This window comes from Streptomyces sp. MS06 (assembly GCF_047200655.1).
In the GTDB taxonomy this organism is placed as follows: domain Bacteria; phylum Actinomycetota; class Actinomycetes; order Streptomycetales; family Streptomycetaceae; genus Streptomyces.
This window is the reverse complement of the sequence record NZ_JBJZOJ010000043.1, coordinates 39672-64694: the sequence shown is the minus strand read 5'-3', so window position 1 is coordinate 64694 and position 25023 is coordinate 39672. Positions and strand designations below refer to the sequence as shown.

General features: G+C 71.0%; 20 protein-coding genes and 2 pseudogenes. 15 read left to right on the top strand and 7 right to left on the bottom strand.

Going from position 1 to position 25023, the window contains the following annotated elements; translation table 11 throughout:
- A partial coding sequence (locus ACL02U_RS22440) for an HAD family hydrolase (RefSeq protein WP_412792685.1) occupies positions 1-641 on the bottom strand: 641 nt, incomplete at its 3' end.
- Between the two features lie 245 nt (positions 642-886).
- Between ACL02U_RS22440 and ACL02U_RS22435 the strand changes: the two genes are divergently transcribed.
- The 4 genes from ACL02U_RS22435 to ACL02U_RS22420 all read left to right on the top strand — a co-directional run bounded on the left by ACL02U_RS22435 (position 887) and on the right by ACL02U_RS22420 (position 4179).
- The gene (locus ACL02U_RS22435; protein ID WP_412792684.1) at positions 887-2101 is read left to right on the top strand and encodes a DUF262 domain-containing protein; all 1215 of its coding nucleotides are present in this window, start codon (positions 887-889) and stop codon (positions 2099-2101) included.
- A gap of 14 nt (positions 2102-2115) precedes the next feature.
- On the top strand, positions 2116-2631 hold the full coding sequence (locus ACL02U_RS22430) for a HEPN domain-containing protein (protein WP_412792683.1): 516 nt from the start codon (positions 2116-2118) through the stop codon (positions 2629-2631).
- Positions 2632-2776: 145 nt separating this feature from the next.
- Positions 2777-3850 carry an HNH endonuclease gene (locus ACL02U_RS22425; protein ID WP_412792682.1) on the top strand — a complete coding sequence of 358 codons (1074 nt, stop codon included), beginning with the start codon at positions 2777-2779 and terminating at the stop codon, positions 3848-3850.
- Positions 3847-4179 (top strand): hypothetical protein, encoded by a 333-nt coding sequence (locus tag ACL02U_RS22420; protein WP_412792681.1) that lies wholly within the window; start codon positions 3847-3849, stop codon positions 4177-4179. The genes ACL02U_RS22425 and ACL02U_RS22420 overlap by 4 nt, the downstream gene beginning before the upstream one ends.
- Before the next feature lie 277 nt (positions 4180-4456).
- On the opposite strand, the pseudogene ACL02U_RS22415 reads toward ACL02U_RS22420, so the two are convergent.
- A pseudogene (locus ACL02U_RS22415) lies at positions 4457-4762 on the bottom strand (tyrosine-type recombinase/integrase); the annotation flags it as partial.
- Between the two features lie 217 nt (positions 4763-4979).
- Between ACL02U_RS22415 and ACL02U_RS22410 the strand changes: the two are divergent.
- Complete coding sequence (locus tag ACL02U_RS22410) at positions 4980-5342, top strand: hypothetical protein (RefSeq protein WP_412792680.1); 363 nt, start codon at positions 4980-4982, stop codon at positions 5340-5342.
- A 306-nt stretch (positions 5343-5648) separates the two neighbouring features.
- Here ACL02U_RS22410 and ACL02U_RS22405 read toward each other — a convergent pair whose 3' ends face one another.
- Positions 5649-6815 (bottom strand): hypothetical protein, encoded by a 1167-nt coding sequence (locus ACL02U_RS22405; RefSeq protein WP_412792679.1) that lies wholly within the window; start codon positions 6813-6815, stop codon positions 5649-5651.
- Between the two features lie 272 nt (positions 6816-7087).
- Here ACL02U_RS22405 and ACL02U_RS22400 point away from each other — a divergent pair, with 272 nt between their 5' ends.
- The 7 genes from ACL02U_RS22400 (at position 7088) to ACL02U_RS22370 (ending at position 13111) form a co-directional block, all read left to right on the top strand.
- Entirely contained in the window at positions 7088-7981 is an 894-nt protein-coding gene (locus ACL02U_RS22400; protein ID WP_412792678.1) for a phosphorothioated DNA-binding restriction endonuclease, read from the top strand.
- A gap of 238 nt (positions 7982-8219) precedes the next feature.
- A complete protein-coding gene (locus ACL02U_RS22395; RefSeq protein ID WP_412792677.1) occupies positions 8220-9230 on the top strand; it encodes a chitinase in 1011 nt (336 codons plus the stop codon).
- 341 nt (positions 9231-9571) lie between these two features.
- Positions 9572-9859 carry an ANTAR domain-containing protein gene (locus tag ACL02U_RS22390; protein ID WP_412792676.1) on the top strand — a complete coding sequence of 96 codons (288 nt, stop codon included), beginning with the start codon at positions 9572-9574 and terminating at the stop codon, positions 9857-9859.
- 13 nt (positions 9860-9872) lie between these two features.
- Positions 9873-10652, top strand: coding sequence for an ANTAR domain-containing protein (locus ACL02U_RS22385; RefSeq protein WP_412792675.1), 780 nt, complete (start codon positions 9873-9875; stop codon positions 10650-10652).
- 112 nt (positions 10653-10764) lie between these two features.
- Positions 10765-11400, top strand: a complete 636-nt coding sequence (locus ACL02U_RS22380; RefSeq protein ID WP_412792674.1) for an STAS domain-containing protein — start codon at positions 10765-10767, stop codon at positions 11398-11400.
- Between the two features lie 15 nt (positions 11401-11415).
- Positions 11416-12339: a sporulation protein gene (locus ACL02U_RS22375; protein ID WP_412792673.1), complete on the top strand. Its 924-nt coding sequence runs from the start codon at positions 11416-11418 to the stop codon at positions 12337-12339.
- Between the two features lie 316 nt (positions 12340-12655).
- Positions 12656-13111, top strand: a complete 456-nt coding sequence (locus ACL02U_RS22370; RefSeq protein WP_412792672.1) for a tellurite resistance TerB family protein — start codon at positions 12656-12658, stop codon at positions 13109-13111.
- A 172-nt stretch (positions 13112-13283) separates the two neighbouring features.
- Here ACL02U_RS22370 and ACL02U_RS22365 read toward each other — a convergent pair.
- Positions 13284-13655 (bottom strand): annotated as a pseudogene (locus ACL02U_RS22365) (universal stress protein); the annotation flags it as partial.
- Positions 13656-14506: 851 nt separating this feature from the next.
- Between ACL02U_RS22365 and ACL02U_RS22360 the strand changes: the two are divergent.
- The 3 genes from ACL02U_RS22360 (at position 14507) to ACL02U_RS22350 (ending at position 21690) form a co-directional block, all read left to right on the top strand.
- Entirely contained in the window at positions 14507-15748 is a 1242-nt protein-coding gene (locus tag ACL02U_RS22360; RefSeq protein ID WP_412792671.1) for a PP2C family protein-serine/threonine phosphatase, read from the top strand.
- Positions 15749-16353: 605 nt separating this feature from the next.
- A complete protein-coding gene (locus ACL02U_RS22355) occupies positions 16354-20712 on the top strand; it encodes a hypothetical protein (protein ID WP_412792670.1) in 4359 nt (1452 codons plus the stop codon).
- A gap of 207 nt (positions 20713-20919) precedes the next feature.
- The gene (locus ACL02U_RS22350; RefSeq protein WP_412792669.1) at positions 20920-21690 is read left to right on the top strand and encodes a glycosyltransferase family 2 protein; all 771 of its coding nucleotides are present in this window, start codon (positions 20920-20922) and stop codon (positions 21688-21690) included.
- 407 nt (positions 21691-22097) lie between these two features.
- On the opposite strand, the gene ACL02U_RS22345 is transcribed toward ACL02U_RS22350, so the two are convergent.
- From ACL02U_RS22345 to ACL02U_RS22335, 3 genes are all read right to left on the bottom strand, one after another.
- Entirely contained in the window at positions 22098-22286 is a 189-nt protein-coding gene (locus ACL02U_RS22345) for a ferredoxin (protein WP_412792668.1), read from the bottom strand.
- A 119-nt stretch (positions 22287-22405) separates the two neighbouring features.
- Positions 22406-22870, bottom strand: coding sequence for a CBS domain-containing protein (locus ACL02U_RS22340; protein WP_412792667.1), 465 nt, complete (start codon positions 22868-22870; stop codon positions 22406-22408).
- A gap of 130 nt (positions 22871-23000) precedes the next feature.
- Positions 23001-24857 carry a prolyl oligopeptidase family serine peptidase gene (locus tag ACL02U_RS22335; protein ID WP_412792666.1) on the bottom strand — a complete coding sequence of 619 codons (1857 nt, stop codon included), beginning with the start codon at positions 24855-24857 and terminating at the stop codon, positions 23001-23003.
- Positions 24858-25023 lie beyond the last annotated feature (166 nt).

The window sequence follows — 25023 nt, the reverse complement described above, 5'->3', positions numbered from 1 at the left end:
ACCGCTTTGCCTCGCAGTACCTCGATGGCCTCCACGATGCCCGGCACCATGACGTCGGGCTCGCGAAGGCCATCGGCCCATTCACGGCCATTGGCCACCCAAAGTGTCCGCAGTCCCGCCGCCCTCGCCCCACCCATATCCGTCTCGGGGTTGTCACCGACCATCCACCCACCAGCACTGAGCGACGCGCCGCACTCCGCCGCCGCAGCCTCGAAGAGACAGCGCTCCGGCTTCCGCACTCCTACCTCACCCGAGACACAGATGCCGTCGAAGAGCGGGGCCAGACCGGTCGCAGCGAGCTTGGCTCGCTGGATATCCCCCGCGCCGTTCGTCGCGATGCCGATAGTCCACCCCTCGCTGCGGAGCCCTTCGAGCCCTTCCCGGGCCCTGGGGAAACAGCGCACCGACCGCGCGAGGCCATCGACGTACTCGTGCCACAGGTCGCCCGGGTCGTCGCTGAGACCGAGGGCCGCCCCCAAGCCCACGAAATCCTCAGGGTGAGCCCGCTCTCGGAGCCGATCGCAGATGACAGCCTCCGCCTCCAGGGACAGGGAGCGTGACTGCACGAAACCACGAGCCCATTGCTCAATGCCCGCGCTGCGGTCGATCAGGGTGTTGTCGAGGTCGAAGAGTGCCAGCACAAGGCGACGCTACGCGAGCTGCGTAGGCACCTCACTCCCCTTCCAGGAAGTGCCCACGGCGGGTCAAAGAGGGGGCTGAGCGTTCGCTGAGACAAGCGGAGCTGGGACCGGCCCCAGCCGCGACCGGCTCCCTCCGTGTTGCCTTAGCCGCTGTGCCTACGCCATCGGCAGCCGATCCGCTCACCTGACGCCTGACACATCGTTAAAGTGTCGATCTAGGCATCGACGCGGCAGGGAGCAGGCCAGTGACGGAGCAGGACCTCGACGAGCCCGGATTCGACCAGGAGTCCGACCTCAAGCACCTCAACGTCAAGGAGCTTTCCGAAGACGAGGTCATCAGCCAGATCGACGAGTACGAGATCGTCGCATCACCCAACGATTTCAACACCAAGACGATCAATAGCTTCATCGAAGAAGGCGCGATCAAGATCCCCCCTTTCCAGCGGAATTACGTCTGGGACCGAAAGAGGGCATCAAAGCTAATCGAATCACTCATCCTCGGACTCCCAGTCCCGCAAGTATTCCTTTACGAGGAAGGGAATAATGACTTCCTTGTGATTGATGGTCAACAAAGACTGATGACCGTATTCTTTTTCGCCAAAGAGAGGTTTCCGCGCAAAGACAAGCGGAGCACCATCCGCAAACTCTTCAATGCGGAGGGCGGAATCTCTGAGGAATTCCTCCAAGATGACGAATATTTCGAGAACTTCAAGCTCAGCCTTCCGAGCCTCCCAGGCGAGAAGAAGAACAAGTTCGCAGGGCGGACCTACTCGACACTTGCCGAGTTCAAGCGCCAGTTCGACCTACGGACAATCCGGAATGTGATCGTAAAACAAGTAAGTCCTGCGAATGACGACTCGGCCATGTTCGAAATGTTCAACCGATTGAACACTGGGGGCGTCAACCTCAATCCTCAGGAAATCCGAGCAAGCTTGTACCATTCGCAGTTCTTCCAGGGCATCTTCAGCCTAAACGAAAACGTAAAATGGCGTGAACTCCTCGGATCTTCGGAGCCGGATTCCCGCATGAAGGATATGGAGATCATCCTCCGTAGCCTTTCCTTGCGTGAGGGGACAGCCGGTTACGCCGGTTCCATGACAGGTTTCGTCAACCGCTTCTGCAAGAAATCAAAGAAGTTCGGGCCCGAGAAAATCAAGCAAACCGCAGATGAATGGTCCTGGTTCATGGGATTGAACCGTGACTGTGCTCGAAGCACGTATCAGGCAGGGTCCGCCCGCTTCAGCCCTCTGCTCTTCGAAGCCATCTATGTGGCCGCACTGAACCTCAAAGAAGAGGGGGTGGAAGTCCCACACCTCCGGCCTGAGTGGATTGAGCGCATCGGAAAAAGCAAGCGCTTCAGCCAGTACACGCAAGAGGGGTCCACCAAAACGGCTAACGTGAAGGGAAGGCTAACCGAAACTCAACAGCTCCTTAGCGAACTCATTGGCAATGCCTCATGAGCAGGGTCGCAAGGATGTACGCCGACCACCGCGGCGTTCTCGACTACCTCAGCGACCAACAACAGGCATCTCACCACGCCACTCTGCAGATCACCTTGCCTAAGGTGCTCCTCCTAGCCGCCGCCAGTGAATTCGAAGACAGGGTGTGCCAGGCACTCAGGGATCACATTGCCGAAAACACCCTAGACTCGAAGATTGTCGACCTGGTGGACCAAAGCGCAATTCGCAGAAAATATCACACACTCTTCAATTGGGACACAAGAAACGCAGGACAGTTCTGGTCCCTTTTCGGCCCCGAGTTCAAAGCAGGGATGAAGCAATATTGCCGCGACGACCCGGACTTAACTCGCTATATCAGCGCCTTTATGGAGCTCGGCTCGCTCCGCAACAACATGGTTCACAACAACTATGCGAGCTTCGTCCTAGATAAGACCCTGGCTGAAGTTTACGAGCTTTACGAACTCGGTGACGTGTTCGTTAAGCAAATTCCCGAGTTACTGAAGCTTTCTTTCAAGCAGACCGAAGAGTGAAAGACCTAAGCGGGCTCGCCCCGGCACAGCGGCACCGGGCCCGACACCCGTCGCTTTCCGGTCTTTCCTGGGGAATCAGACTGCGAATTGGCTGATCAGTGCGAAATCGCTCCCGTGGTGCCAGTCTTCGGCCTAGTCTTCGGACATGCGTAGAGGAGCGATCACTCGGGAGTCTGTGCTCAAGGCCGTTGCTGAGCACGATGAGGCGGGACGCGAGGCTTTCCTGTCGAAGTACGGCTTCGGTGAGGCCCGCTCGTATGTCCTGGTCCACAAGGGGCGGGAGTACGACTCAAAGGCCATAGCCGGAGTGGCACACAAGTGGGACCAGAGGCGGGCGCTGGCTGCTGATGAGTTCAGTGGGGGCAAGGACCATGCAGCCGCTTGGTTGAAGCGTCTGGGCTTCCAAATCAGAGCGGTCAAGAATCCCGACTGGGCACGCGACGAGGTCATCCTTGCCTGCGATCTGGTCATGGGAAACGGCTGGAAGGGTCTGGACGTACAGGACCGCCGGGTAATCGAACTGTCTGCTTTGCTTCAGCTGCTACCTCTTCATGCTGACGCTGACCGCAACGACAAGTTTCGTAACCCCAATGGGGTGGCCCGCAAGACGTTTGACATAGCTACCCGGCACCCTGACTACCGCGGCAAGCCCACAAACGGTGGCGCCTTGGATGTGGAAGTCCTCCACGAGTTCCTTGCCCGGCCGGGTGAGATGACCGAGGTGGCCCGCCTCCTCCGGCAAGGCATCAGCACTGGCGAGCTTCAGGACCTCGCTCAGGCTGACGACGAGGAGCTTGACGACGACTTCAGCGCGCCCGAAGGGCGGTTGCTGTTGCGCCGGCATCGGGCGCGGGAACGAAACAAGGGGTTGCGTAAGAAGAAGATCGCCTCTGTCCTCCGGAAGGGCGGCAGCCTCGCGTGCGAGGCATGCAATTTCGACTTCGAGGAGGTCTACGGCGAGCGCGGAGCCGGTTATGTCGAGTGCCATCACGTCGTGCCTCTGCACAAGGCCGGCGAAGGGACAACCAAGCTCAGCGATCTCGCACTCATCTGCGCGAACTGCCATCGCATGATCCATCGCCGCGCGCCCTGGCCCACTCCTGCCGAGCTGGGGAGCGCCATCACGCACCGCCGCCAATCACGGCTTAGTGGTACCACCGTCGGGAAGCAGCCTGGCGAGGCTGCGGCAAGTTCCGACATGCAGGAGGGCCAGCGGTGACGGATCCAGCAGACCCAGTGTTGCTCTTCGACGAGGACGGCCGCATGTTCATCCTGCATGAGCCGGCCCTGGCTGATGACCTGATCGAGTCAGTGGACGAGTTCTTCGAGGGCTACGACGGTCTCGGCCGCCCCGTCCGTGCGTACGGAGAGCCTGGGCGCGTTGCTCTGGCTTTGGCAGCCGCGGAACCACAGGACAACGAGCTGCGTGCACGAGTCGAGCGCTACTACCTTGTCTTCGCGGCCCGGCATCCCACTCGCATCCCTCCCCAGGAAGCCGACCTCCCGACTTTCATTCGCGCCGTGGCGGAAGACTGGATCGAGGAGTAGGTCGCCCTGGAGAAAACCTGGAGATGATCTTGTGGTTGAGACCTCCGGGCGCTATCGGAAACCAACGCATCCCAACGCCGTGACCTGCACCTTTGACATGGTCCGCTGGTCGGCGATCTTCCAGGGCCTAATTCGGGACGAAGAGGTCGTGGGTTCAAATCCCGCCACCCCGACAGCTGAAACACCAGGTGAGGCACCTAGGAACGTTCCTAGGTGCCTCACCTGTTTCTGCGTGCGTGTCTATCTGCGTGGCTAACGCTCCGGGGCCCGCTTGTACCCGCTTGTAGATGCCGTCCGTGATCACGGCGCCGGTCTGGATCACGGACCGGATCTGCTTCGGGTAGACCTCCTCGGTGACCGCCGTTTCGGAGTGCCCGACGAGCCGGGAGTTCTCCTCCAGCGGCACGCCCCGGTTGGAGAGCAGCGACACGAAGCTGTGCCGGAACTCTCGGGGAGTCCATTCGTCGGTGTTGAGACCGTCGACGGCCTTGGGCGCCTGACGGAAGGCCCGCCGAACGTTGGGCGCATCGAGCGGCTTGCCCACGGCCGACAAGAAGACGAGCCCGCGTTCCTCCCATACCGGGCTCTGCGCTACACCGAACACTCGCAAAGGAGACCGCCGTGGCCTCGGTCGGCTCCAATTGAGCGCGAAGGCGGGCGATGCCCACGGGGAATGCGGTTCTGAGTCGATTGCGGTTGCTGCAGCGCGCTGCAGTGCCGCCTGCAGCCGTACTGGGCCGGTGTCCGGCCGGTACGATGCGCAGGCTTGGCGGTGGCCGCCACGCGTTGGGGGAGGGACGATGAGGATCAAGGACCCGGAGTACCGGGCAGCGGTGGAAGCGGCTGTGGAGATCCTGCGGAAGTGGGCCCGGCAGGGACAGACCATCACGTACGGGGAGCTGAGCGCCGAGTTGGCGGCACAGGGCTTCGACTCCATCCCGCCTCACCGCGGGGTCATGACCTACCTGCTCAAGGATGTCTGCCTTCACCGCAACGAGGACGGGCGAGCACCGATGCTCTCGGCGATCGTGGTGAACAAGGCCAGCCGAGAGCCATCCGACCAGTTTTCCGGCCTTGCCAGGAGCCTGCCCTTCTCCCGGTCGGCGAACTGGAGCTGGCAGGACGAGCAACAGCAGGTATTCGCTCAGCATCGCGAAGAATGACGTCGGCCCCGGACACTCGCCCAACCCCCACCGGTCTCCACCACGTCGCCAATGCCGTCGGCGCTCTGCCTTCTTGGACCGGACTGCCACAGATCGCACAGAGGCCAAGCGAGGACAGGGGGCGGCCGAAGGGTCGTCGAGGCGCTTCTCCTGTTGTGGCTTCGAATGCGGGGAGTCATCAACGGGATCGCCGTTCAGCAGACCGCCAACTGGCCGGCGTCGCCGTCGCTTGTCACACCCGTTGAGACTCCACCGACCGCGCTCCCGCGCAAGCCGTTCCTGAACGGCGGGTGTACAGGATGTCACTCAGAAGTTGTTCCCCGGGTGGTGCCGGGGGGTCAGGGGCCCGGCCGTGGCTTCGAGGTCCGAGCGCAGCATAGGGCGCGTTTCCTCCGTGAAGGAGGGCACGTATGGCCACATGACCGTTTGCCGGGTCCATGTCTCGGGGGTCACGGCCCATACGACACCGTTCCGGTCTGTGACCTGCGGCCAGAAGTACGTGTGACCGTGGTCCACGTTCACGCGCAGGCGTGCTACGAGTTCGCTGGGGATCGGGGTGGTCCGAGGCTGCGGTGGGTTCCAGCCCGGAAGCGGACCCCGGAATCCGACGCCCTGTCGGCGGCGAAGCAGGATCACCTCGATCACGGCGGTGACGGTGACGCCGACGGGGCCGGCGAACAGGGCCACGAAATAGGCTGGAGGCGGGTCGGCGTGGGGGGAGTCGTAGGCGAAGTCGACGAAGAAGGCGTGGCCCACGGCGGTCAGCCAGGCGAGCGGGACGCAGGCAAGGGGACGGACGAGGGGGTGGCCGCCCACGCTGAAGGTGTTGCGGTGGATCAGGTAGAGGGCTGAGCCGAAGAACACCGTGAGCCAAGGACCGACGATCAGTGAGACGAGCAGTGCGGTGACCGACTGCGGAGAGTAGTTGTCCCCGCCGTGTGTGGCCCCGTACGCGAAGAGGCCGCAGAACGCAGCCGTGATGAGTGCGGTCGCCAGTGGGCGGGCGGCCAGCCGGGCGACCGTCCCTCTCGTGCCGGGGCGGGCCAGGGCGACGAGCGCCACACAGGCCAGGAGCAGCGACACCGGTCCGGTGCCCAGCATCAGGAGACTGTCACTGAACGCATCGCCGATCAGGTCGTTCATGCCGGTTCCGGTTGCCATCCGGATGACGAACACGAGGAGGCCGAGGCCCAGCAGTGCGCGCGGTAACAGCAGCCGCTCGATGACGGGATCGACCGCACGCTCGGCGAGGGCCGTCGCGACCGGCTGAGCAAGCCTCCCGGACAGGCCTCCCGCACCGGCGAGCCCCACGACATCGGCGGCGGTGAACCTGAATATACGGAACGGCCCGTAGATGCGACGGGCCAGCCGCCACGGGAGGAACACGTCGAGCACCCAGGCGGCGGGTCCAGTCGCCTGCCGCGGTACAGCGTTGCGGTACGGCGGCCGGTCGTAGACGTTGGCGGTTGTCACGATGGCGTTCCCCCCACCCGGATCTTGACCGCAGGCCGCCGCCATGATGTCAGACCACCGCCACCGACCTGAATGCGTTTTGTGTTGGGCGAGCGAAGCGCGGTCACGTCCCGCGTCCAGCACCTCGGCGCCGCCGACGGAGGTACTGCACAGCATTCTGACTGTTCGTCAGATCGATTGAGCAGAGGCCCACCGGGTCGCCGGCATACGCCGATGAGCCGTCCCCGGCTCGTGCAGGGGAGGCGTCGCCGGGCATAGCTACGATCACGGTCATGGACTGGCTGGAGCGTGCCGCGAAGTTGAGGCAGTGGAGTCGGGACGGGGTGCGGGCGCCGCACAAACCGTTGCTGCTGCTGTACGCGCTGGGGCGTTTTCAGGCGGATGCCGCGGACGAGTTGCCGTACAGCGCGGTGGAGGCGGACCTGAAGCAACTGCTGGTGGAGTACGGTCCGTCGCGCGGAACCACGCCTGCCTATCCCTTCCACCATCTGGTCAGCGACGGGGTGTGGGAGGTGCGGACCGCGCACGGTGTCGGCAGCCCGGGTACCGGAGTGCGGGAACTACGAGCCAGCCGGGCCACCGGGCGGCTGGCGCCGGACCTTCAGCTGGCGCTGCGGCGGGAACCGTCGCTGCTGGGTCGCATGGCGAGGGTGCTGCTGGATCTGCACTTCCCGACGTCGCTGCACCGGGACCTGTGCGACGCGGTGGGCCTGGAACCGGAACTGGCGGAGACCGGCGCTCTCGCGGCGCCTGCGAGGCGGCAGCGGGACCGTCGGATGCGGGAGATGGTGCTGACCGCGTACGAGTACCAGTGCGCCTTCTGCGGCTACGACGGCGTGATCGGTACGGCGCCCGTCGGGTTGGAGGCCGCGCACGTGCGCTGGTGGGCGTTCGGCGGTCCGGACGAGGTCGACAACGGACTGTGCCTGTGCTCGCTGCACCACAAACTCCTCGACAAGGGCGTCCTCGGCGTGGGCGACGGCCACCGCATCCTGGTCTCGCAGCAGTTCATCGGTCGCAGCCGGACGGCCCACGAGCATGTGACAGCACTCGCGGGCCGTCCGCTCACAGGCCCGCAACCCGGCATCCCGCCCGTTGCGGCAGCCCACCGGTCCTGGCACACCGGCCAGGTCTTCCGAGGCGGCCCGCGCCCGGCCGCCGCCTGACCCGAGATCCGCAGAACCGATTGAGACCGGCGCTGATCTGTAGTTTTCGGCGGTGGATCGGCTGCACCGCGAAGCGTGTCGCTTCGTGCGATGCGCCGCCGACGACGAAACAGGGTCGCGCAGGACGCTCCCAGGGAGCGTGACATCGGACAACATCGACCAAGCGTGCGAACGGCAGCGCTGAAGCGGATTATCGTTCTTCCCGATAGGAACATCGCGAGAACGGACAACTGCACACATGAGGCGCTCCCTGAAGTCGGCCGCCGGACTCGTCTGCCTGCTCGGCCTGGCCGCCACGGGCTGCTCGTCGGGCACGGGCGAGCCGCACGCCTCCGGCAGCGGAACAACGGCGGCGTCCCCGACCCCCGCGTCATCGGCCCGTTTCGCGCCCTACGTCAGCGCCACCACCCCCTCGGACACCGACTCGACCGGCTCACCCTCCACCTACAACCTGGAGTTCGTTCTGTCGGACGGCACTGCGTGCAGACCCACCTGGAGCGGCACCTTCGCCATCGACAACGCCGCGGTGGAGGACCGCATAGCGGCGCTCACCGCATCCGGTTCCCAGGTGCGCGTGTCCTTCGGCGGGGCGAACGGCACGGGACTCGCCCGGACCTGCGACAGCGCCTCCGCCCTCGCGAAGGCCTACGGGGAGGCGCTGGACGCGGCCGACGGCAACCAGGCCGACTTCGACATCGAGGGGGGCGCGCTGAGCGACCCCGCCTCTGTCGCCCTTCGCTCCGAGGCCATCGCCCTGCTCCAGAAGGAACGCACCGGCCTCAGGGTGTCGTTCACCCTTCCCGTCATGCCCGAGGGACTGGGCCGGGACGCGCTGGACGTCCTGGACTCCGCGCGCAGGAGCGGCGTCACGGTGTCCAGCGTCAACATCATGGCCATGAACTACGGCACCTCCTACACCGGCGACATGGGCGACTACGCGCTGTCCGCCGCCACGGCCGCCCACGACCAGGTGGGGAAGGCCTTCGCGCTGTCCTCCGCCGACGCCTGGCACGGCCTGTCGCTGACGGCGATGATCGGCGTCAACGACGTGGCCGGCGAGACCTTCACGCTGTCCGACGCGGCCGAGGTCCGGAGGTTCGCCGAAGCCAAGGGGCTGGGCGGGCTGTCGATGTGGGCCGCGTTCCGTGATCGTCCGTGCGACGGCGGCGCGGACACCGGAGGGGCGCGGTCGGACTGCAGCGGGGTGCAGCAGGGGGCCGGCGACTTCGCGACCGCCCTGGCGGGCTGACACCCGGCACCCCGGCACCCCGGTCCGCCGGCCCGTCGGCCCGCCGGTGCTCCGACCGCGAAGGTTCGCCGGGTTCGCGATCCCGGCGATCGGATGTGCGGTGGCGTCCGGGGCGGGCGACGGACCGCGCCACGGCCCCGAGTCCACCCCCGCGGCCACCGCATGCCCGATGCGGCCGATGCGGCCGATGCGGCCGGTGCGGCCGGCGGCGCCCGCAGCGTACGGGGCGTGTGCTCCCGCGGGCCGGCCGGCGCGGGCCGAGGAACCCGGCGGGGAGCGACCGCCTCCAGCCCGGCGCCCTGGGCGAGGGGGAGTCGCGCGACGCGCTCCTGCTCAGTGCCATGGCTCTCGAGCAGTTGCTCGAGCTCTCCGTGGAGGCGGACACGCCCGAGGACCACGAACTCGGCCTGGGAGAGGACAGCCTGAAGGTCTACCAGGCCACCGGGATGGTCGCCGCTCAGCTGGACGTGGGAGTCGAGGAGGCGTTCTCGCGTCTGCGCGGCCGCGCCTTCAGCGAGGACCTGACCATCTCCACCGTGGCCGCGCGGGTGCTGGACGGAACAGTGGTGTTCATCCCCTCCGGGGACGAGGGCACCCGCCCCGACTCCGGGCACGACGAGGAACGGTGAGGGGCACCACTCCATGTCCAGCGAAGAAGCGCTCATCACCGCGTTCGTCGACCTCGCGGACACGCTGGTCGAGGACTTCGACGTCATCGAGTTCCTGAACCGTCTGGCCGGACACAGCGTGGCACTGCTCGACGTCGACGCGGCCGGCATCCTCCTGACCAATCCCCAGGGGCGCCTCCACCTGATCGCCGCGTCCAGCGAGAAGGCCCGGCTCCTGGAGCTCCTCCAGCTCCAGGGCTACCAGGGGCCGTGCGTGGCCTGCTACACGGAGGGACGGCGGGTCGACTACGACGACGCCGATCCCGGTGCTCCCGCCGAGGCGCTGCCCTGGCCGCGCTTCGCGAAGGCGGCGCGGCAGGAGGGCTTCCACAGCGTGTGCGCTCTGCCGATGCGGCACAACGGGCAGGTCATCGGCGCTCTGAACCTCTTCCGCGCGGAACCGGGCGTCCTGGACGACCGGAACGCGATGCTCGGTCAGGCCCTGGCGGACATCGCCACGATCGGCATCCTGCAGGAACGTGCCTCCCGTAGGCGTGAGATCCTCGCCCAGCAGCTCCAGCACGCGCTGGACAGCCGCGTCATCATCGAACAGGCCAAGGGCTTCCTCGCCCACCGCCTGCAGGTCTCCCTCGACGGGGCCTTCAACGCGTTGCGCACCGTGGCGCGCAACGACAACCGCAAGCTGGTCGACGTGGCCCTCCAGGTGGTCACGGCTCCCGACACGGTCCTGCCCCGCCGGCCCATGGCAGAGCCGTCCGGGGAGGAGAAACGCGAGGGACGCCGGTCGCCGTGACCGGCGTCCCCCGCGTTTCGGGGCGACAGCCGCATTCCGAGGGGTAGATCGCACAGCCCGCAGTTGTCGTCATTTCCACCCGAAGCGGTCCACATGACGGGTAAATTGCCTGGTGAAGGGATCGGTCGCCGCGGTGACCGATCCCGCACGAGGTGCCGCCCCAGACCCCGGCGGACATAGGGACCGAAGCCTTGCCGCGGCCAGGAGTCACTCAGTGCACCTTCACTCTGTATGCACCGTACATATCGACCATGTCCTCGTCTCCGTCTCCGGAGAGGCGGACATCGCCACCGCCCCCTTGCTGCGCCGGGCGCTCGACACGGCTCTCCGGTACGCGCACGAGTACTCGGTCGTCGTGGACCTGTGCGGTGTCGGTTTCATGGACAGCAGCGGTGTGCAACCGCTCGTCGAGGTCGACCAGCGCCTGCATGCGCGGCGCAAGCGGCTCTGGCTCGCCTGCCCGCACCCGCGGACCGGCCGCATGCTTCGCCTGCTCAAACTGGAGGACTACTTCCCGGTCCTCCCCCTCACGGTGCCGGTGCCCCGCTGCGGGGAATTCGATCGTGGCCGGTCCCGGCACGACGGCCGGGAACACGCCGTCGACGGAGATACAGAGGCGTCGCCGCCCGGCGGATCGCGACGGGGGCGTCGGGGAACCTCGTCGAGGGACGTAGTGCTTCCGGGGGCGAGGTGGGTCGGGTCGGACGGACCGTGGTGTGATCTCTCGGTACGACCGGCACGACAGTGAAGGAGCGACCCCGGAATGGTGTTCAAGCGGCTGCTCGGAGGCCTCGGCGGTCCCTCGGTGGACACGGTTCTGGACGGGGACTCCGTACCGCCGGGCGGTGTGCTGTCGGGGCAGGTGCGCCTGCGAGGCGGCGGGGCGGCCGTGGACGTGGACCACATCGCGCTCGAGCTGGTCGCCCGGGTCGAGGCGGATCAGGGGGCCGGTCGCGAGGGCGGGGAGAACGGGTCCGCCCGCGGGGCCGGGGAGAGCGGGGGGCTCGTCGCCTTCGAACGATTCACGATCGGCGGCGGGTTCCGGCTCGGCGAGGAGGAACTGCGGAGCGTGCCGTTCGAGGTGTCCCTGCCGTGGGAGGCGCCGGTGACGGAGCTGCACGGTCGGTCGCTCGGCGTCGCGCTCGGCGTGCGCACCGAGTTGGCGGCGGCCGGCGAAGTGGACCGGAGCGAGTTGGATCCGCTGGCGGTGCGTCCGCTGGCGGTACAGGAGGCGGTGCTCGACGCTCTCGGCCGGATCGGCTTCGATTTCCGGTCGGCCGATCTGGAGCACGGCCGGATCGGCGGTACAAGTCAACGGCTCCCCTTCCGGCAGGAGGTCGAATTGGCGCCGGCCCCGCAGTACGCGCACCAGGTCGACGAGGTCGAGCTGACCTTCCTCGCCGGCCCGACCGGGGTGGAGGTCGTCCTGGAGGCCGACAAGCGCGGCGGTTCCTGCTCCGAGGGCGACGACGCGCTGGCCCGCTTCACCGTCGGCCACCACCACACGGGGGACTGGTCCACCGAGGTCGACGGCTGGGTGCGGCAACTGGTGGAGCACCGGGCCGCCTACGGCACCCGGATGGCCTACGACGGCCACGACGACGTCTTCTTCGCGGAGCCGCGAGGTGAGGTGCCGGCGGGAGAGGACGAGACCCGGGCGAGGGCGCAGGAGCGGCACGGGCGCTGACGGGGTGTCGGAGGGGGCGGCTCGCGGCGGGTGGCGGGGGCGGCACCCCTCGGAGCGGGCACAGGGGTACGGCGCGGCGGGCCGCGGGCGGGGGAGCCGGTCCGACTGCAGGAACGTTGCCGGGCGTTGTCGGGCGCGCCTGCCGGGCGTTGCCGGGCGCGCCTGCCGGCGTGGTGAGGGGCGTCGCTGGCGAGGGTGACAGGGGGTGATGGCTGGAACTTATCCGGCAGTCCGCTAGTTTCCACGGTGCTGCAGTAATCAACGGCCGTTCGCCGTCGGGGCGGACCGGCCTTCTACTCGATCGTGGGGAGTTCTCATGGCCCTGTGGGACCGCGTCAAGGAATCCGCATCGCAGATGCAGACCCAGCTCGTGGCGAAGAAGAACGACCTCAAGAGCGGCGCCTTCCGCGACGCCAGTATGGCGATGTGCGCGCTGGTCGCTGCCGCCGACGGCACCGTCGACCCCTCCGAGCGTCAGCGGGTGGCCCAGCTCATCTCCACCAACGAGGTGTTGCAGAACTTCGACGCGGACGACCTGCGCCGCCGCTTCGAGGACAACCTGAACAAGCTCGCCACCGACTTCGCCTTCGGCAAGGTCAGCGTGCTCCAGGAGGTCGCCAAGGCCAAGAAGAAGCCTGCCGAGGCGCGTGCCGTCATCCAGATCGGCGTCGTCATCGGCGGTGCCGACGGCAACTTCGACAAGGACGAGCAGGCCGTCGTCCGGGAGGCCTGCTTCACGCTGGGTCTGCCGCCGCACGAGTTCGATCTCTGAGCCGGACGCCCTGACCGTCGCGGCCGCGCCCCCACCGTTCGGGGCCGGGCCTCCCGGGCTGTGGTGCGCTTCGGCGGCAGGCGCGGTGGCGGGGCCGTACCCCGCCCGGTGCTCCTCGCGTCCGTGACGGAGGTGACGCGGTGGGTGGGCGGGCGGAGCCGCCGGAGAAGGCGGGCGGGGAGGGGAGCGTGTCGGTGCCGGGGGCGGACTCGGCCCGGACCAGCAGGACCGGGCAGGGGGCGTGGTCGGCGACGAAGCGTCCGGCCGGGCCGAGACTGCGCGGTCCGAGGTGAGCGGGATCGCCGTCGCGGGCGAGGATCAGCAGGTCGGCTCCGGCGGCTGCGGCGGCTGCGGTGACGACCTCTCGTTCGACCCGGCCTGTGCGTTCGGTACGGGTGCCGGGGCGGCCCAGCCGCTCGGGGGCGGCGCGGAGGATCTGCTCGGCGGAGCCGGCCGCGAGGTACTCCCACCGGCTGCCGGGATCGCGTTCCGGACGGCCGCGGCCGAGGAGACCGGCGAACGCTCCGTGCGCGGCGCCCGGCACCCGGCGCCCTCGCGGTGGTACGCCGCCGGAGCAGGGGCCGCACGGCCGGCACGGCGGCGCCCGCGAGCGCGGCCCAGGCCGGATCCGCACCGACCGCGGAGGCCAGGGCGAACCCGGCCAGGGTGCAGCCCGGCGTGACCGGGAGCGGACACCGGTATGGCGGGTGGGCCGGCGCCGGCCGGGGCCTGAGTCCCGGCGCTCGGGTCGCCGGCGAAGAAGCGCCGGAGGACGGCGAACTCGACGGTGATCGCGGCCGGCCAGGGCGGCGCCGTCAGTGCGGCGAACCGGGTGGAGCTCAGCCCGCGGGTAGCGAAGAGTCTGTCCTCCTCACAGAGTTGCGCCAGGACCGGTGCGGCCGCCGGAACCGCGGTCGTCGTTTCCGGCCGGCCGAGCGGACGCGCGATCGCACCGGTCAGCACCAGGGCGAGCAGCGCCACGGACACGGTCTCCGCGAGCGGGGTGTTCACTGTCGGGTCCTTGCGGCGGCGGTGCGGCGGCTGCTGTGGGGCAGTGGGCCGACCTTGCCCGTGCCACCGCGGGCTCCACCCCCGGAGCGGTGGAAGCGACGCTGTGTGCGGTGGCCTCCGCCCGCCCGGCGACGCCGCGCGGTCCCGCCGCGATCCCGCTCTGCTCCGGCTCCGGGCCGACGCCGGGAAGGCTCCGATCCGGCGCCGTAAAGGCCCGGAGGAGGCTCCGGTGGCCAGGACGGCGGGGTCCGGCAGCCGGGACGGCGGGAAGGCTCCGGCAGGACGGCGGGAGGAATTCACGCGAGAGTGAGATGGCGGACACGACGCGGAAGGTCGACGAGTGGCGCAGGCGGAGGAAACCGGCGGGCGGCGTGAGGGTGGTCGATGATGGCGGACCTGGACTATGCGGCGCTGTTCGCCGCGACCCCGAGCCCGTATCTGGTCCTGGGCCCGGACCTGGTGATCGTGGAGGTCAACCGGGCCTATCTGGAGGCGACCGGCCGCACCCGGGACGACCTGCTCGGGCGGTACGTCTTCGACGCCTTCCCGGACAATCCGGCCGATCCGGAGGCCGACGGGGTCCGCAACCTGGACGCCTCCCTGCACCGTGTCCTGCTGACCCGGGAGCCGGACACGATGGCCCTGCAGAAGTACGACATCCCCGTGGCGGGCAGGCCGGAGGCGTTCGAGGAGCGGTGGTGGTCGCCGATCAACACGCCGATCCTCGCCCCGGACGGCACCGTGGAGCGAATCATCCACCGGGTGGAGGACGTGACCGCGTTCGTCCAGTCCCGCGCCTCCGGCAGCCGCCCGCCGACCGGCCGGCTGAGCGAGCGGGAGGCACTGGAGGCCGAGCTGTACGCCCGGGCCCGGGAGCTGCAGCGGCTCAACGAGGAGTTGCGCCGAGCGCACACCCGCGAGCGGCAGGTCGCCGTCACCCTGCAGGAGGCCATGCTCCAGGTTCCGGACCTGAGCCACCACGACGACGTCGCGGTGCGCTACCTGCCCGCCACCGGCTCCCTGAACGTGTGCGGCGACTGGTACGACATGGTCGACCTCCCGGACGGCTGCTTCGCGGTGGCGGTCGGTGACGTCGTCGGCCACGGCCTGGAGGCCGCCGCCGTGATGGGGATGCTGCGCAGTGCGCTGAGCGCGGCCATACGTGCTCTGGAGCGGCCCGCCCAGGCGCTGGAGGTCCTGGGCCTGTACGCCCGCGCGGTCGACGGCGCGCTGGGCACCACGGCCGTCAAGGCGATGGTGGAGCCCCGCAGCCGTCTGATCATCTACAGCAACGCGGGTCACCCGCCCCCGGTCCTGCTACACCCGGGAGGCGGCAGCGAACTGCTGGACCAGGCGGTCGACCCGCCGCTCGCCACCCGCCCCCGGCACGTCCCCCGGCCTCAGGCCGGGCACGCCTACAGCGCCGGCGACACGCTGGTGCTCTACACCGACGGGCTGATCGAGCGTCGCGGCGAGGACATCGACACGGGGCTGGCGCGCCTGCGGGCGGCGCTGGCCCGGCACGGCCGGGAAAGCCCGGAGCAGCTGGCCGACGGGGTCCTGGCCGATCTGGGCGTTGCCGGCGGTGCCCGTGACGACATCGCCCTGGTCGTCGTACGGCTCTGAGGGCGGGGCCCGGCCCCGCGGAGCCGACGCCGAGGGCCTGGCTTGCCCGTGGGCCGGCGCCCGCACCGAGGCCGGGGCCGCGGGGCCTGCGCCGGGCACCGCATGAGGAGTTCCGCGCGCACCGGGCGGGCGCGGGCGCCGCACACCCGGCGCGGCCGGGGGGACGCGCCCGTGACGTCGTGCGGCACCGGTCCCTCCCCTCGCGGGGACCGGTGCCGAAACCATGGGGGGGTGGCTATCCGGCAGGACCGGCGGCACGGGTGTCGGTGAGCGGTTCGCGGACGGCGGAAGCTCGTGGATGGTGGGCGGTCGTGGACGAGCGGGGCGAGCGACCGGCTGCGGGCTGCGGACGCCGTGCCGCCTCGGGTGAACGGGGCCGGAGGATGGAAGTCGTACGTCGTCTCTGCGGGCGCCGAGATCGTTTCGGGCTCTGAGCAGGCAGGCCTGCCGGGTACCGAGCGGCGTTCCTGGCGCCCGACCGGGATCCTGCCATTCACAGGGCCCCCGCGAGGAGGTGATGGCGCCGGATTCGGCACGTAACCGCAGGTCAGCCGTATAGAGTGAGTTTTCCGGTCCGGACGGTCGCGTGTACAGGGAGATGACGGTTGGACACCCAGAGTTCCGGTTCGGCGGCTCGTTCGGCCTTCGCGGAGTGGCTTGCACTGCTCTACAAGGAGGCCGGAAACCCTCCCCTCAAGCGCGTGTCCGAGGCGGTCGTCCGGCTGCAGCGGGTCGACGAGCGGGGGCGTCCGGTACGGGTGTCGGCGCAGCGGATCAGCGACTGGCGGCGGGCCCGGAACGTGCCGGCGCAGTTCGCCGCACTCGCCGCGGTGCTGCACGTCCTGATCCCCGAGGCGCGCCGGGAGCGCCCGGTGCCGGTGTCGCCGGGGCTGTACGACGTGGCCCGGTGGCAGCAGCTCTGGGAGCGGGCGGTCGCCGGGCCGGCCGGAAACGAGCGGACCGAGGGGGTTCCGGAGGAGAAGGAGCCCTCCCCGGCCGGGGAGGCGGCCGTCCCCGGCGGGGTCTGCCCGTACCGGGGCCTGGCCTCGTACCGCCGGCAGGACGCGCGGTGGTTCTTCGGCCGGAGACGCAGCACGGACGCCCTGTTCGCCCAGCTCCGCCGGGCGGAGCGGACCGGGGGGCTGGTGATGCTCGTCGGTGCCTCCGGTGCCGGGAAGTCCTCGCTGCTGAGCGCCGGGCTGGTGCCCGCCCTCCAGAGCCGAGCGCCGGACGAGGAGCACCCGGGCGGCGCGCGCAAGGTGGTCCAGCTGGTTCCCGGTGCCGATCCGCTGGCGGAGCTGGCCGAGCGGATACCCGGGCTGGCCGATGTCCTGCGCATCGCCCCGGAGCCGTACGACACCGCGGAACCGGCCGCGGCCGGAAGGGTGGAAGGGCCCACGGGCGAGCGGGCGGACACCGCCACCGCGTCGGGCACCCTCACCCGAACGGACGCGACGGACAACACGACCGACGCGAGGGACGCGAGGGACACGAGGGACGCGAGGGACGCGAACCGCAGGTCCGCCTACGCACGCAGGAAACCGGACACGCCCGCACGGGCGCGGTCCGGCGGGTCCGGCGCGTCCGGCGCGTCCGGCGCGTCCGGCGCGTCCGTCGGGTCCGGCGGGTCCGGCGGGTCCGGCGGCAGCCGCTTCACGACGGCCGTCCGGGAGGTCTTCGCCGCCTGGGCGGCAGAGCGGAGCGGGGAAGGCGAAACCGGCAAGGACGGCGAAACCGGCCGCGACGGCGGAGCCGGCGGTAACGATGCCGGTGAGCGGGCGGTCGTCATCGTGGACCAGTTCGAGGAGGCGTTCACGCTCTGCTCCTCGGAGGCCGACCGGCGCACCTTCATCCAGGTTCTGCACGCCGCGTGCACCGCTTCCGCCCCCGGGGCCGCCGTCCCGGTGCTCGTCGTGCTCGGCGTGCGCGCCGACTTCTACGACCAGTGCCTGCGCCACCCCGAGCTGGCCGACGCGCTCCAGCACCGGCACATGGTGCTCGGGCCGCTGAGCACCGCGGAACTGCGGGAGGCGGTGACCGGCCCGGCGAAGGCCGTCGGCCTGGAGCTGGAGCCGGGGCTGGCGGAGCTCATCGTGCGGGAGGTGAGCAGCGACGGACCGCGCGGCGCGCACGACGCGGGCGTGCTGCCGCTCCTCTCGCACGCCCTGCTCGCCACCTGGCAGCGGCGGAAGGCGGGCCGGCTGACGCTGGCCGGCTACCGGGCGGCGGGGGGCATCCAGGGTGCGGTGGCGGCGACCGCCGAGCGGGCCTGGTCGGGTCTGGACCCCGGCGCGCGCACGGCGGCCCGGCTGCTGCTGCTCCGGCTCGTCCGGCTGGGCGAGGACACCCAGGCCACCCGCAGGCGGGGCACCCGGCGCCAGCTCGCGGAGGAGTCGACGGACCCCGGCAAGACGGAGGAGTCCCTGGAGGCGCTGGTCCGTGCCCGGCTGGTGACGCTGGACGCGGAGACCGTGGAGATCACCCACGAGGCGCTGCTGCACGCCTGGCCCAGGCTGCGTGAATGGATCGAGGAGGACCGCGGCGGCAACCTGCTGCGCCAGCGGCTGGAGGAGGACGGCAGGGCCTGGGAGGACTCGCAGCGCGACTCCTCGCTGCTGTACCGGGGCTCCCGGCTCGACCAGGCGCACACCTGGGCGACGTCCGCCGGGTACGCCTACCTCACGCGCAGCGCGGTCGAGTTCCTCACCGCCTCGGTGCGGCTGCGCCGGCGCATCGTGTGGCTGAGCCGCACGGCGGTGGCGGTGCTGGTCGTGCTGGCGGTGCTGGCGGGCGGTTCGGCCGTGGTGGCCTGGCGGCAGCGCGACGACGCGGTGTTCGCGCAGGTGCTCGCCGAGGCGGACCGGGTGCAGTACACCGATCCGTCGCTGTCCGCCCGGCTCGACCTGGTCGCGCACGGGCTGCGCCCGGACGACGCGGACACCCGCAACCGCCTGGTGTCCATCGTGAACGCTCCGCTGGCCACGCCGCTCACCGGCCACACCGGAGCCGTCTACCTCACCTCCTTCAGCCCGGACGGCCGGCTCCTGGCCACCGCCGGCTACGACCGGACCGTCCGCCTGTGGGACGTGTCCGACCCGTCCCGCCCGGCCGCGCTCGGCTCGCCGCTGACCGGACACGGGAGCTGGGTGAGCAGCGCCGTCTTCAGCCCGGACGGCCGCACCCTCGCCAGCGCCGGCGACGACGGGCGGATCCGGCTGTGGGACGTGCGCGACCCCCGCCGTCCGACCCGGCTGGGCGACCCGCAGGACGCGCGGCAGGGCACGATCTACCTGATCGCGTTCAGCCCGGACGGGCGCACCCTCGCCTCGGCGGGCGAGGACCACACGGTGCGCCTGTGGGACGTGTCCGACCCGGCCGACCCGACACCGCTCTCCACGCTGACCGGGCACGACGCCGCCGTGCGTTCGGTGGCGTTCGCCCCGGACGGGCGCACTCTGGCCTCCGGCGGCGACGACCGGACGGTCCGGCTGTGGAACGTCGCCGACCCGCGCCACCCGAAGCAGCTCGGCACGCCCCTGAGCGGGCACACGGACCTGGTGCACTCGGTGGCCTTCAGCCCGGACGGGCGCACCCTTGCCAGTGGCAGCGCCGACGACACCGTGCGGCTGTGGGACGTGTCCGACCCCGCGCGCGCCGGGCCGGTCGGGATCCCGCTGACCGCGCACAAGGCGCCGATCTGGTCGGTGGCGTTCAGTCCCGGCGGCGGGACGCTGGCCGCGGCCAGCGCGGACAGCACCGCGAGCCTGTGGAACGTCGCCGATCCGGAGCACCCCTCGCAGATCGGCGAACCCCTGGCGGGCGGCAGCGGCGAGATGTACGCGCTGGGGTTCCGCCCGGACGGCCGCACCCTGGCCACCGGCAGCGGAGACGGCAAGGTCCGCCTGTGGACGGTGCCGACCTCGGACATGACCGGGCACAGCGGGGTGTTCCGCCCGGACGGCCGGGTCCTCGCCACGGCCGGGCGGGACGGCCGGCTCAGGCTGTGGGACGTACGCCGGTCCGGTCGGCCGCGGCCGCTGGGCCGGCCCTTCATGCGCGCGGACGGCGGTGAGCGATCGATGGTGTTCTCACCCGACGGCCGTACGCTCGCCGTGCTGACCGGCAGCCGCGCGGTGTACCTGTGGGACGTGAGCGACCCGGAGCGGCCCGTCCCCGCGGGTCCCCCGCTGGCTCTGCGGACCCGCTTCATGGGACCGGACGCGCTGGCGTACAGCCCGGACGGGCGCACCCTCGCCACCGCCTACGACGACCGGACCATCCGGCTGTGGGACGTGTCCGACCCGTCCCGCGCCGCACCGCTCGGCCCACCGCTGACCGGGCACCGGGGGTTCGTCAACGCACTCGCCTTCTCCCCGGACGGACGCACCCTGGCCAGCGGCAGTGCCGACCGGACGGTCCGGCTGTGGGACGTGTCCGACCCGTCCCGCGCCGCGCCGCTCGGCTCACCCCTCACGGGCCACCGCGGGCCGGTCAACACGGTCGTCTACAGTCCGGACGGCCGCACGCTGGCCAGCGGCGGCGACGACGACTCGGTGCGGCTGTGGGACGTCGCCGACCCCTCCCGGGCGGCACCGGCCGCCGACCCGCTCACCGGGCACAGCGAGGCGGTGGTGTCGCTGACGTTCAGTCCGGACGGGCGCACCCTGGCCAGTGGCGGGACCGACAACTCGGTGCGGCTGTGGAACGTCGCCGACCCCACCCGGGCCTCGGCCGTCGGCCGGTCGATGAGTCCGGGGGCCAGAACGGGCACCTTCCTCGCGTTCAGTCCGCGCGGCGGGCGCCTGCTCGGCGTCTCCAGCGGAACCGACACCGTCCGGCTGTGGAACCTCGACGTGGACTCGGCGGTGCGGCGCATCTGCGCGAGCACACGGCACGTGCTGACGCGCGCGACCTGGGAGGAGTACCTGCCCCGGCTGTCGTTCCACCGCTCGTGCGCCGCGTGAGGCGGCGTGCGGCGCGTTCGGCTCGCGTCCCGCCGAACGCGCCGCGCACCCCGGTGCCGTGATCCCGGTCACACCTGCCGTCCGTCGAGCGGTCTGCCCCCACGGCACCGGTCGCCTTGTTACTCTGGAGCTCAGCCCGATCGCTGGTGCATCCCCCGTCGCCAGCGGTCGGGCCTTTGTGTGACCGCAGGCCCCGACGGAGAGGTGGTGAGTGCCGCCGTGTCCCGGCGCGTCACCGTCGTCACCGCCGTCCACGCCCCTTCGGCCCGTTACCTGCCGGAGGCTCACGCCTCGCTGTGCGCCCAGGAGTTGCCGCCGGGCTGGGAGTGGCGCTGGGTGATCCAGGAGGACGGCCGGACCGACGAGGTGCTGCGGCAGGTGCCGCGCGACCGGCGGGTGACGTTCCGTCAGGGGCGCCCGGGGGGACCGGGGGTGGCCCGGACGATCGCGCTGTCGCACGCCGACGGGGAGTACGTGCGGATCCTGGACGCCGACGACCGGCTCCCGCCGGGTGCGCTCGCCCGGGACCTCGCGGCGCTGGAGGCCGACCCCGCCCTCGGCTGGGCCACGTCCCGGGTGCTGGACCTGCTGCCGGACGGTTCCACCGCGGGTTTCCCCGGCGATCCCGAGCACGGCCCGATCGAGCGGGGAGCCGTGCTGGAGGCGTGGAAGGCCGGCGGGTTCCTCGCTCCGGTGCATCCGGCGACGCTCTGCGTGCGGCGGGAGCTGCTGCTCGCGCTGGGCGGCTGGATGGCGCTGCCCGCCTCGGAGGACACCGGTCTGCTGCTCGCCCTGAACGCGGTGAGCCGGGGCTGGTTCACCGGCGAGGTCGGCCTGTTCTACCGCAAGTGGGAGGGCCAGGCCACGGGCCAGGCGGCGCACGTGGATCCGGTGGAGCGGGCGGCGCGGATGGCCGTCGTGGAGGCCAGGGCGCGTGCGCTGGCCGCCTTGCGGTGGGGCCATCCGGTCGGCGGCTGACCTGCCGGGACGTCAGCCCTCCCGGGCGGTCCCGCAGCCCGGACCCACCGGCACGCCCACGCTTTCCCGCCGCCGGCACGGACGCCCTCCCTCCACCGGCGCGGACCCGCTGCCCCACCGGCACGGACAGGCTCCCGCCGTCGACACAGACAGGCTCCCGCCGTGGGCACGGGCGCTCCCGCCGTGGGCACGGGCGCTCCCGCTGTCGGCACGGACAGGCTCCCGCCGTCGACACGGACAGGCTCCCGCTGTCGGCACGGACACGCCGCCTCCGCCGGCGCGGACTCGCTCCCGCCATCGGCACCGACGGGCTCCCGGCACGGGCGCGCTCCGCGCCGTCGCCGCGGTCGGTACCGGCCGCGGCGGTCGTGCCCTCCGCTGGCCGCGCCGCCGAGGCGCTTTCCGGACTACTCGGCCAGGGTGATCGCCTGCGAGGGGCAGCCCTCGACCGCCTCCCGCACGGCCGGATCGTCACCGGCGTCCTCGCGGCCCGGCTGCACGGCGCCGAAGCCGTCGACCACCGTGAAGACGGCGGGCACCCGGTACGCGCAGTCTCCCGAGCCGTAGCACCGTTCGGGGTCCACGGAGATCCGCATGGCAAGCACTCCAGTCTCGAGCCGGCTCGTCGGGACGTCGATGCCCCGCGCCGCGGTCCGCCGAACCCGGTGCGGGCGCAGGGGCGGGCGGGGCGTCGTCCGTGCCGGGCCGGCGGGGGTCAGCAGGGGGCCGCGGCCAGCAGCCGGTCCAGCAGGTGGGCGGCGGTGATGACACCCAGCAGGTGGGGTCCCGCCTTGTCCTGTCCGACGACCGCGACCAGGGGGCTGCGGAGCCTGGCCATCTGCGCGGCGACCTCCAGCGCGGTGTCGTCCGGGGCGACCACCGCGGGCGGCGGCACGCTCGCCGAGAGGCAGTCGCTGACCTTGCGGCCTGCCAGCGCCGCGCAGAGCCGGTCGGCGTGGCGCTCGTCGACCACGGCGGCGAGCGTGGGGTCGTCGAGGACGTACCCGGGCACCAGTATCTTGATCATCTGGGAGGCGGGCAGGATCGCCTTCGGTGCGCCCAGAACGTCCACCACCAGCAGGGCGGGCAGCCGCTGTTCGGCCATCAGCCGGGCGGCGTCCACCGCCTCGGTGTCGAGGCCGACCGTTTCGTACTCCACCGCCAGATCACACGCGCGCACCGTCGGCTCCCGTCTCGCGTCCCCCCGCACCGGCTTCTTCGCGACCGGGCGTCCTGCAAGCACGATAGCGCTGGTGCGGGGAGGCGGTTGAGGGCAGGGGCGAGGTCGGCCCGCCCGCCCCCGCCCGTCGTCAGGCCCTGACCGCCGCGAGGTGCCGGGCGGCGAAGTCGAGTTCCATCCGGACCTGCCGGATGCGCTCGTCGACGACCAGGGAACCGTGCCCGGCGTCGTACCGGTAGACCTCGTGGACCGCTCCCAGCGCCTCGAGGCGCTCGACGTAGTTCTCGATCTGGCGGATCGGACAGCGCGGGTCGTTCACCCCGGCCGAGATGAACACCGGCGCCTTCGTCCGGTCCACGTAGGTGAGCGGCGACGATGCCGCGAAACGCTCCGGGACCTCCTCGGGGGTGCCGCCGAGGAGGGTGCGGTCCATCGCCTTCAGCGCCTCCATCTCGTCGTGGTAGGCGGTGACGTAGTCCGCGACCGGGACCGCCGCGATGCCGAGCGTCCACGCGTCCGGCTGGGTGCCCAGGCCGAGCAGGGTGAGGTAGCCGCCCCAGGAGCCGCCGGTGAGGATCAGCCGGTCCGGGTCGGCGAGTCCGGAGGAGACCGCCCACTCCCGGACCGCGGCGATGTCCTCCAGCTCGATCAGGCCCACCCGGTGCTTGAGCGCGTCGGTCCAGGCGCGGCCGTAGCCGGTGGAGCCGCGGTAGTTGACGCGGACCACCGCGTACCCGTGGTCCACCCAGGCGGCCGGGCCGGCCGCGAAGGAGTCGCTGTCGTGCCAGGTCGGGCCGCCGTGGATGTCGAACACCGTCGGCAGCGGGCCGGTGGCCCCGGCCGGCTTCTGGACCAGGGCGTGGATCCGGCCGCCGGGGCCCTCCACCCACACGTCCCGGACCGGGACGGACCCGGGGGACTTCATCCCGGGCGGGCTCAGCACCACCCCGCCGGTCGTGGAACGCACCGCGGACGGCTCGGCCGAGGAGGACCACAGGTACTCCACGGTGCCGTCCGGGCGGGCCGACGCGCCGGAGACCGTGCCCGGCGGGGTGGGGATCCGCACCAGCTCCCGCGCCGCGAGGTCGTAGCGGTACAGCTCGCTGCGGGCCTCGAAGCCGTGCACGACGAGCAGGGAGCCGCCGTCCGGGTACCACTCGGCGCTCACGTCGCCCGGCAGGTCCAGGGCCAGGTCGGTCTCCTCGCCGGACGCCACGTCCCAGAGCAGCGGCTCCCAGCGGCCCCGGCGCTGATGGCCGACGAGGAGCCGGGTGTCGCCGTCGACGGGCGCGAAGCCCAGCACCTCCAGGCCCAGTTCGACCGTGCCGCCGGCGGTGTCGTCGAGTTCGGCGACCGCCGTGCCGTCCGGGCGCAGCACGCGCAGCGCCGAGTGCATCGCGTCGCCGTGCTCGGTGTGCTCGACGGCGATCAGCGTGCCGTCGTGGGAGAGGTCGCCGACGCCCGCGGACTCGCGGTGGCGGTAGATCTGCACCGGCGCCTCGCCAGTGCGCGCCAGGTGGATCGTGGTGCCGTCCTCGTCGGTGGAGCGGCCGACGACCGCCGTGTGCCCGTCGCGGCCGAGGGCGAGGCCCGCCGGGTAGGACGGGTCCAGGCCGGGCGTGGCCAGCTCGTCCTCACCGCCCTCGAAGGGGCGGCGGCGCCACACGCCGAACTCGTCGCCGTCCTTGTCGTCGAACCACCAGATCCACCCGCCGTCGGGCGAGAGCACCCCGTCCGTCGTGCCGTTCGGCCGGTTCGTCACCTGGCGCTGCTCGCCGGTCGAGCGGTCCCAGGAGTACAGCTCGTACGTCCCGGTGGCGTTCGACACGAACAGGGAGCGGTGCGGGGCGTCCTCCGCCCAGTCCGGCAGCGAGACCCGGGCCGCCCTGAAGCGCTTCTCCCAGTCCGGCGTCCCCTGCGCCGCCTCGTCCGAACCGTCCTCGCTGCGTCCGCAGTCCCTTGTGGTGGACCCGTTGCTCTCAGTCATGGACCCATAGTGCCTGCTCCGGTCGGCTTCGGCGGAGCCGGGGCCGCAGCCTGTGGACAACTTTCCGATCGCGCGGGCCGCGGCCGTGCGGCCGGATCGCCGCGACGGGGTTCCGCGGGGCCGGCCGCGGGCCGCCCCGCCGCCCGCCGCTCCCGGCTCGCCCCGT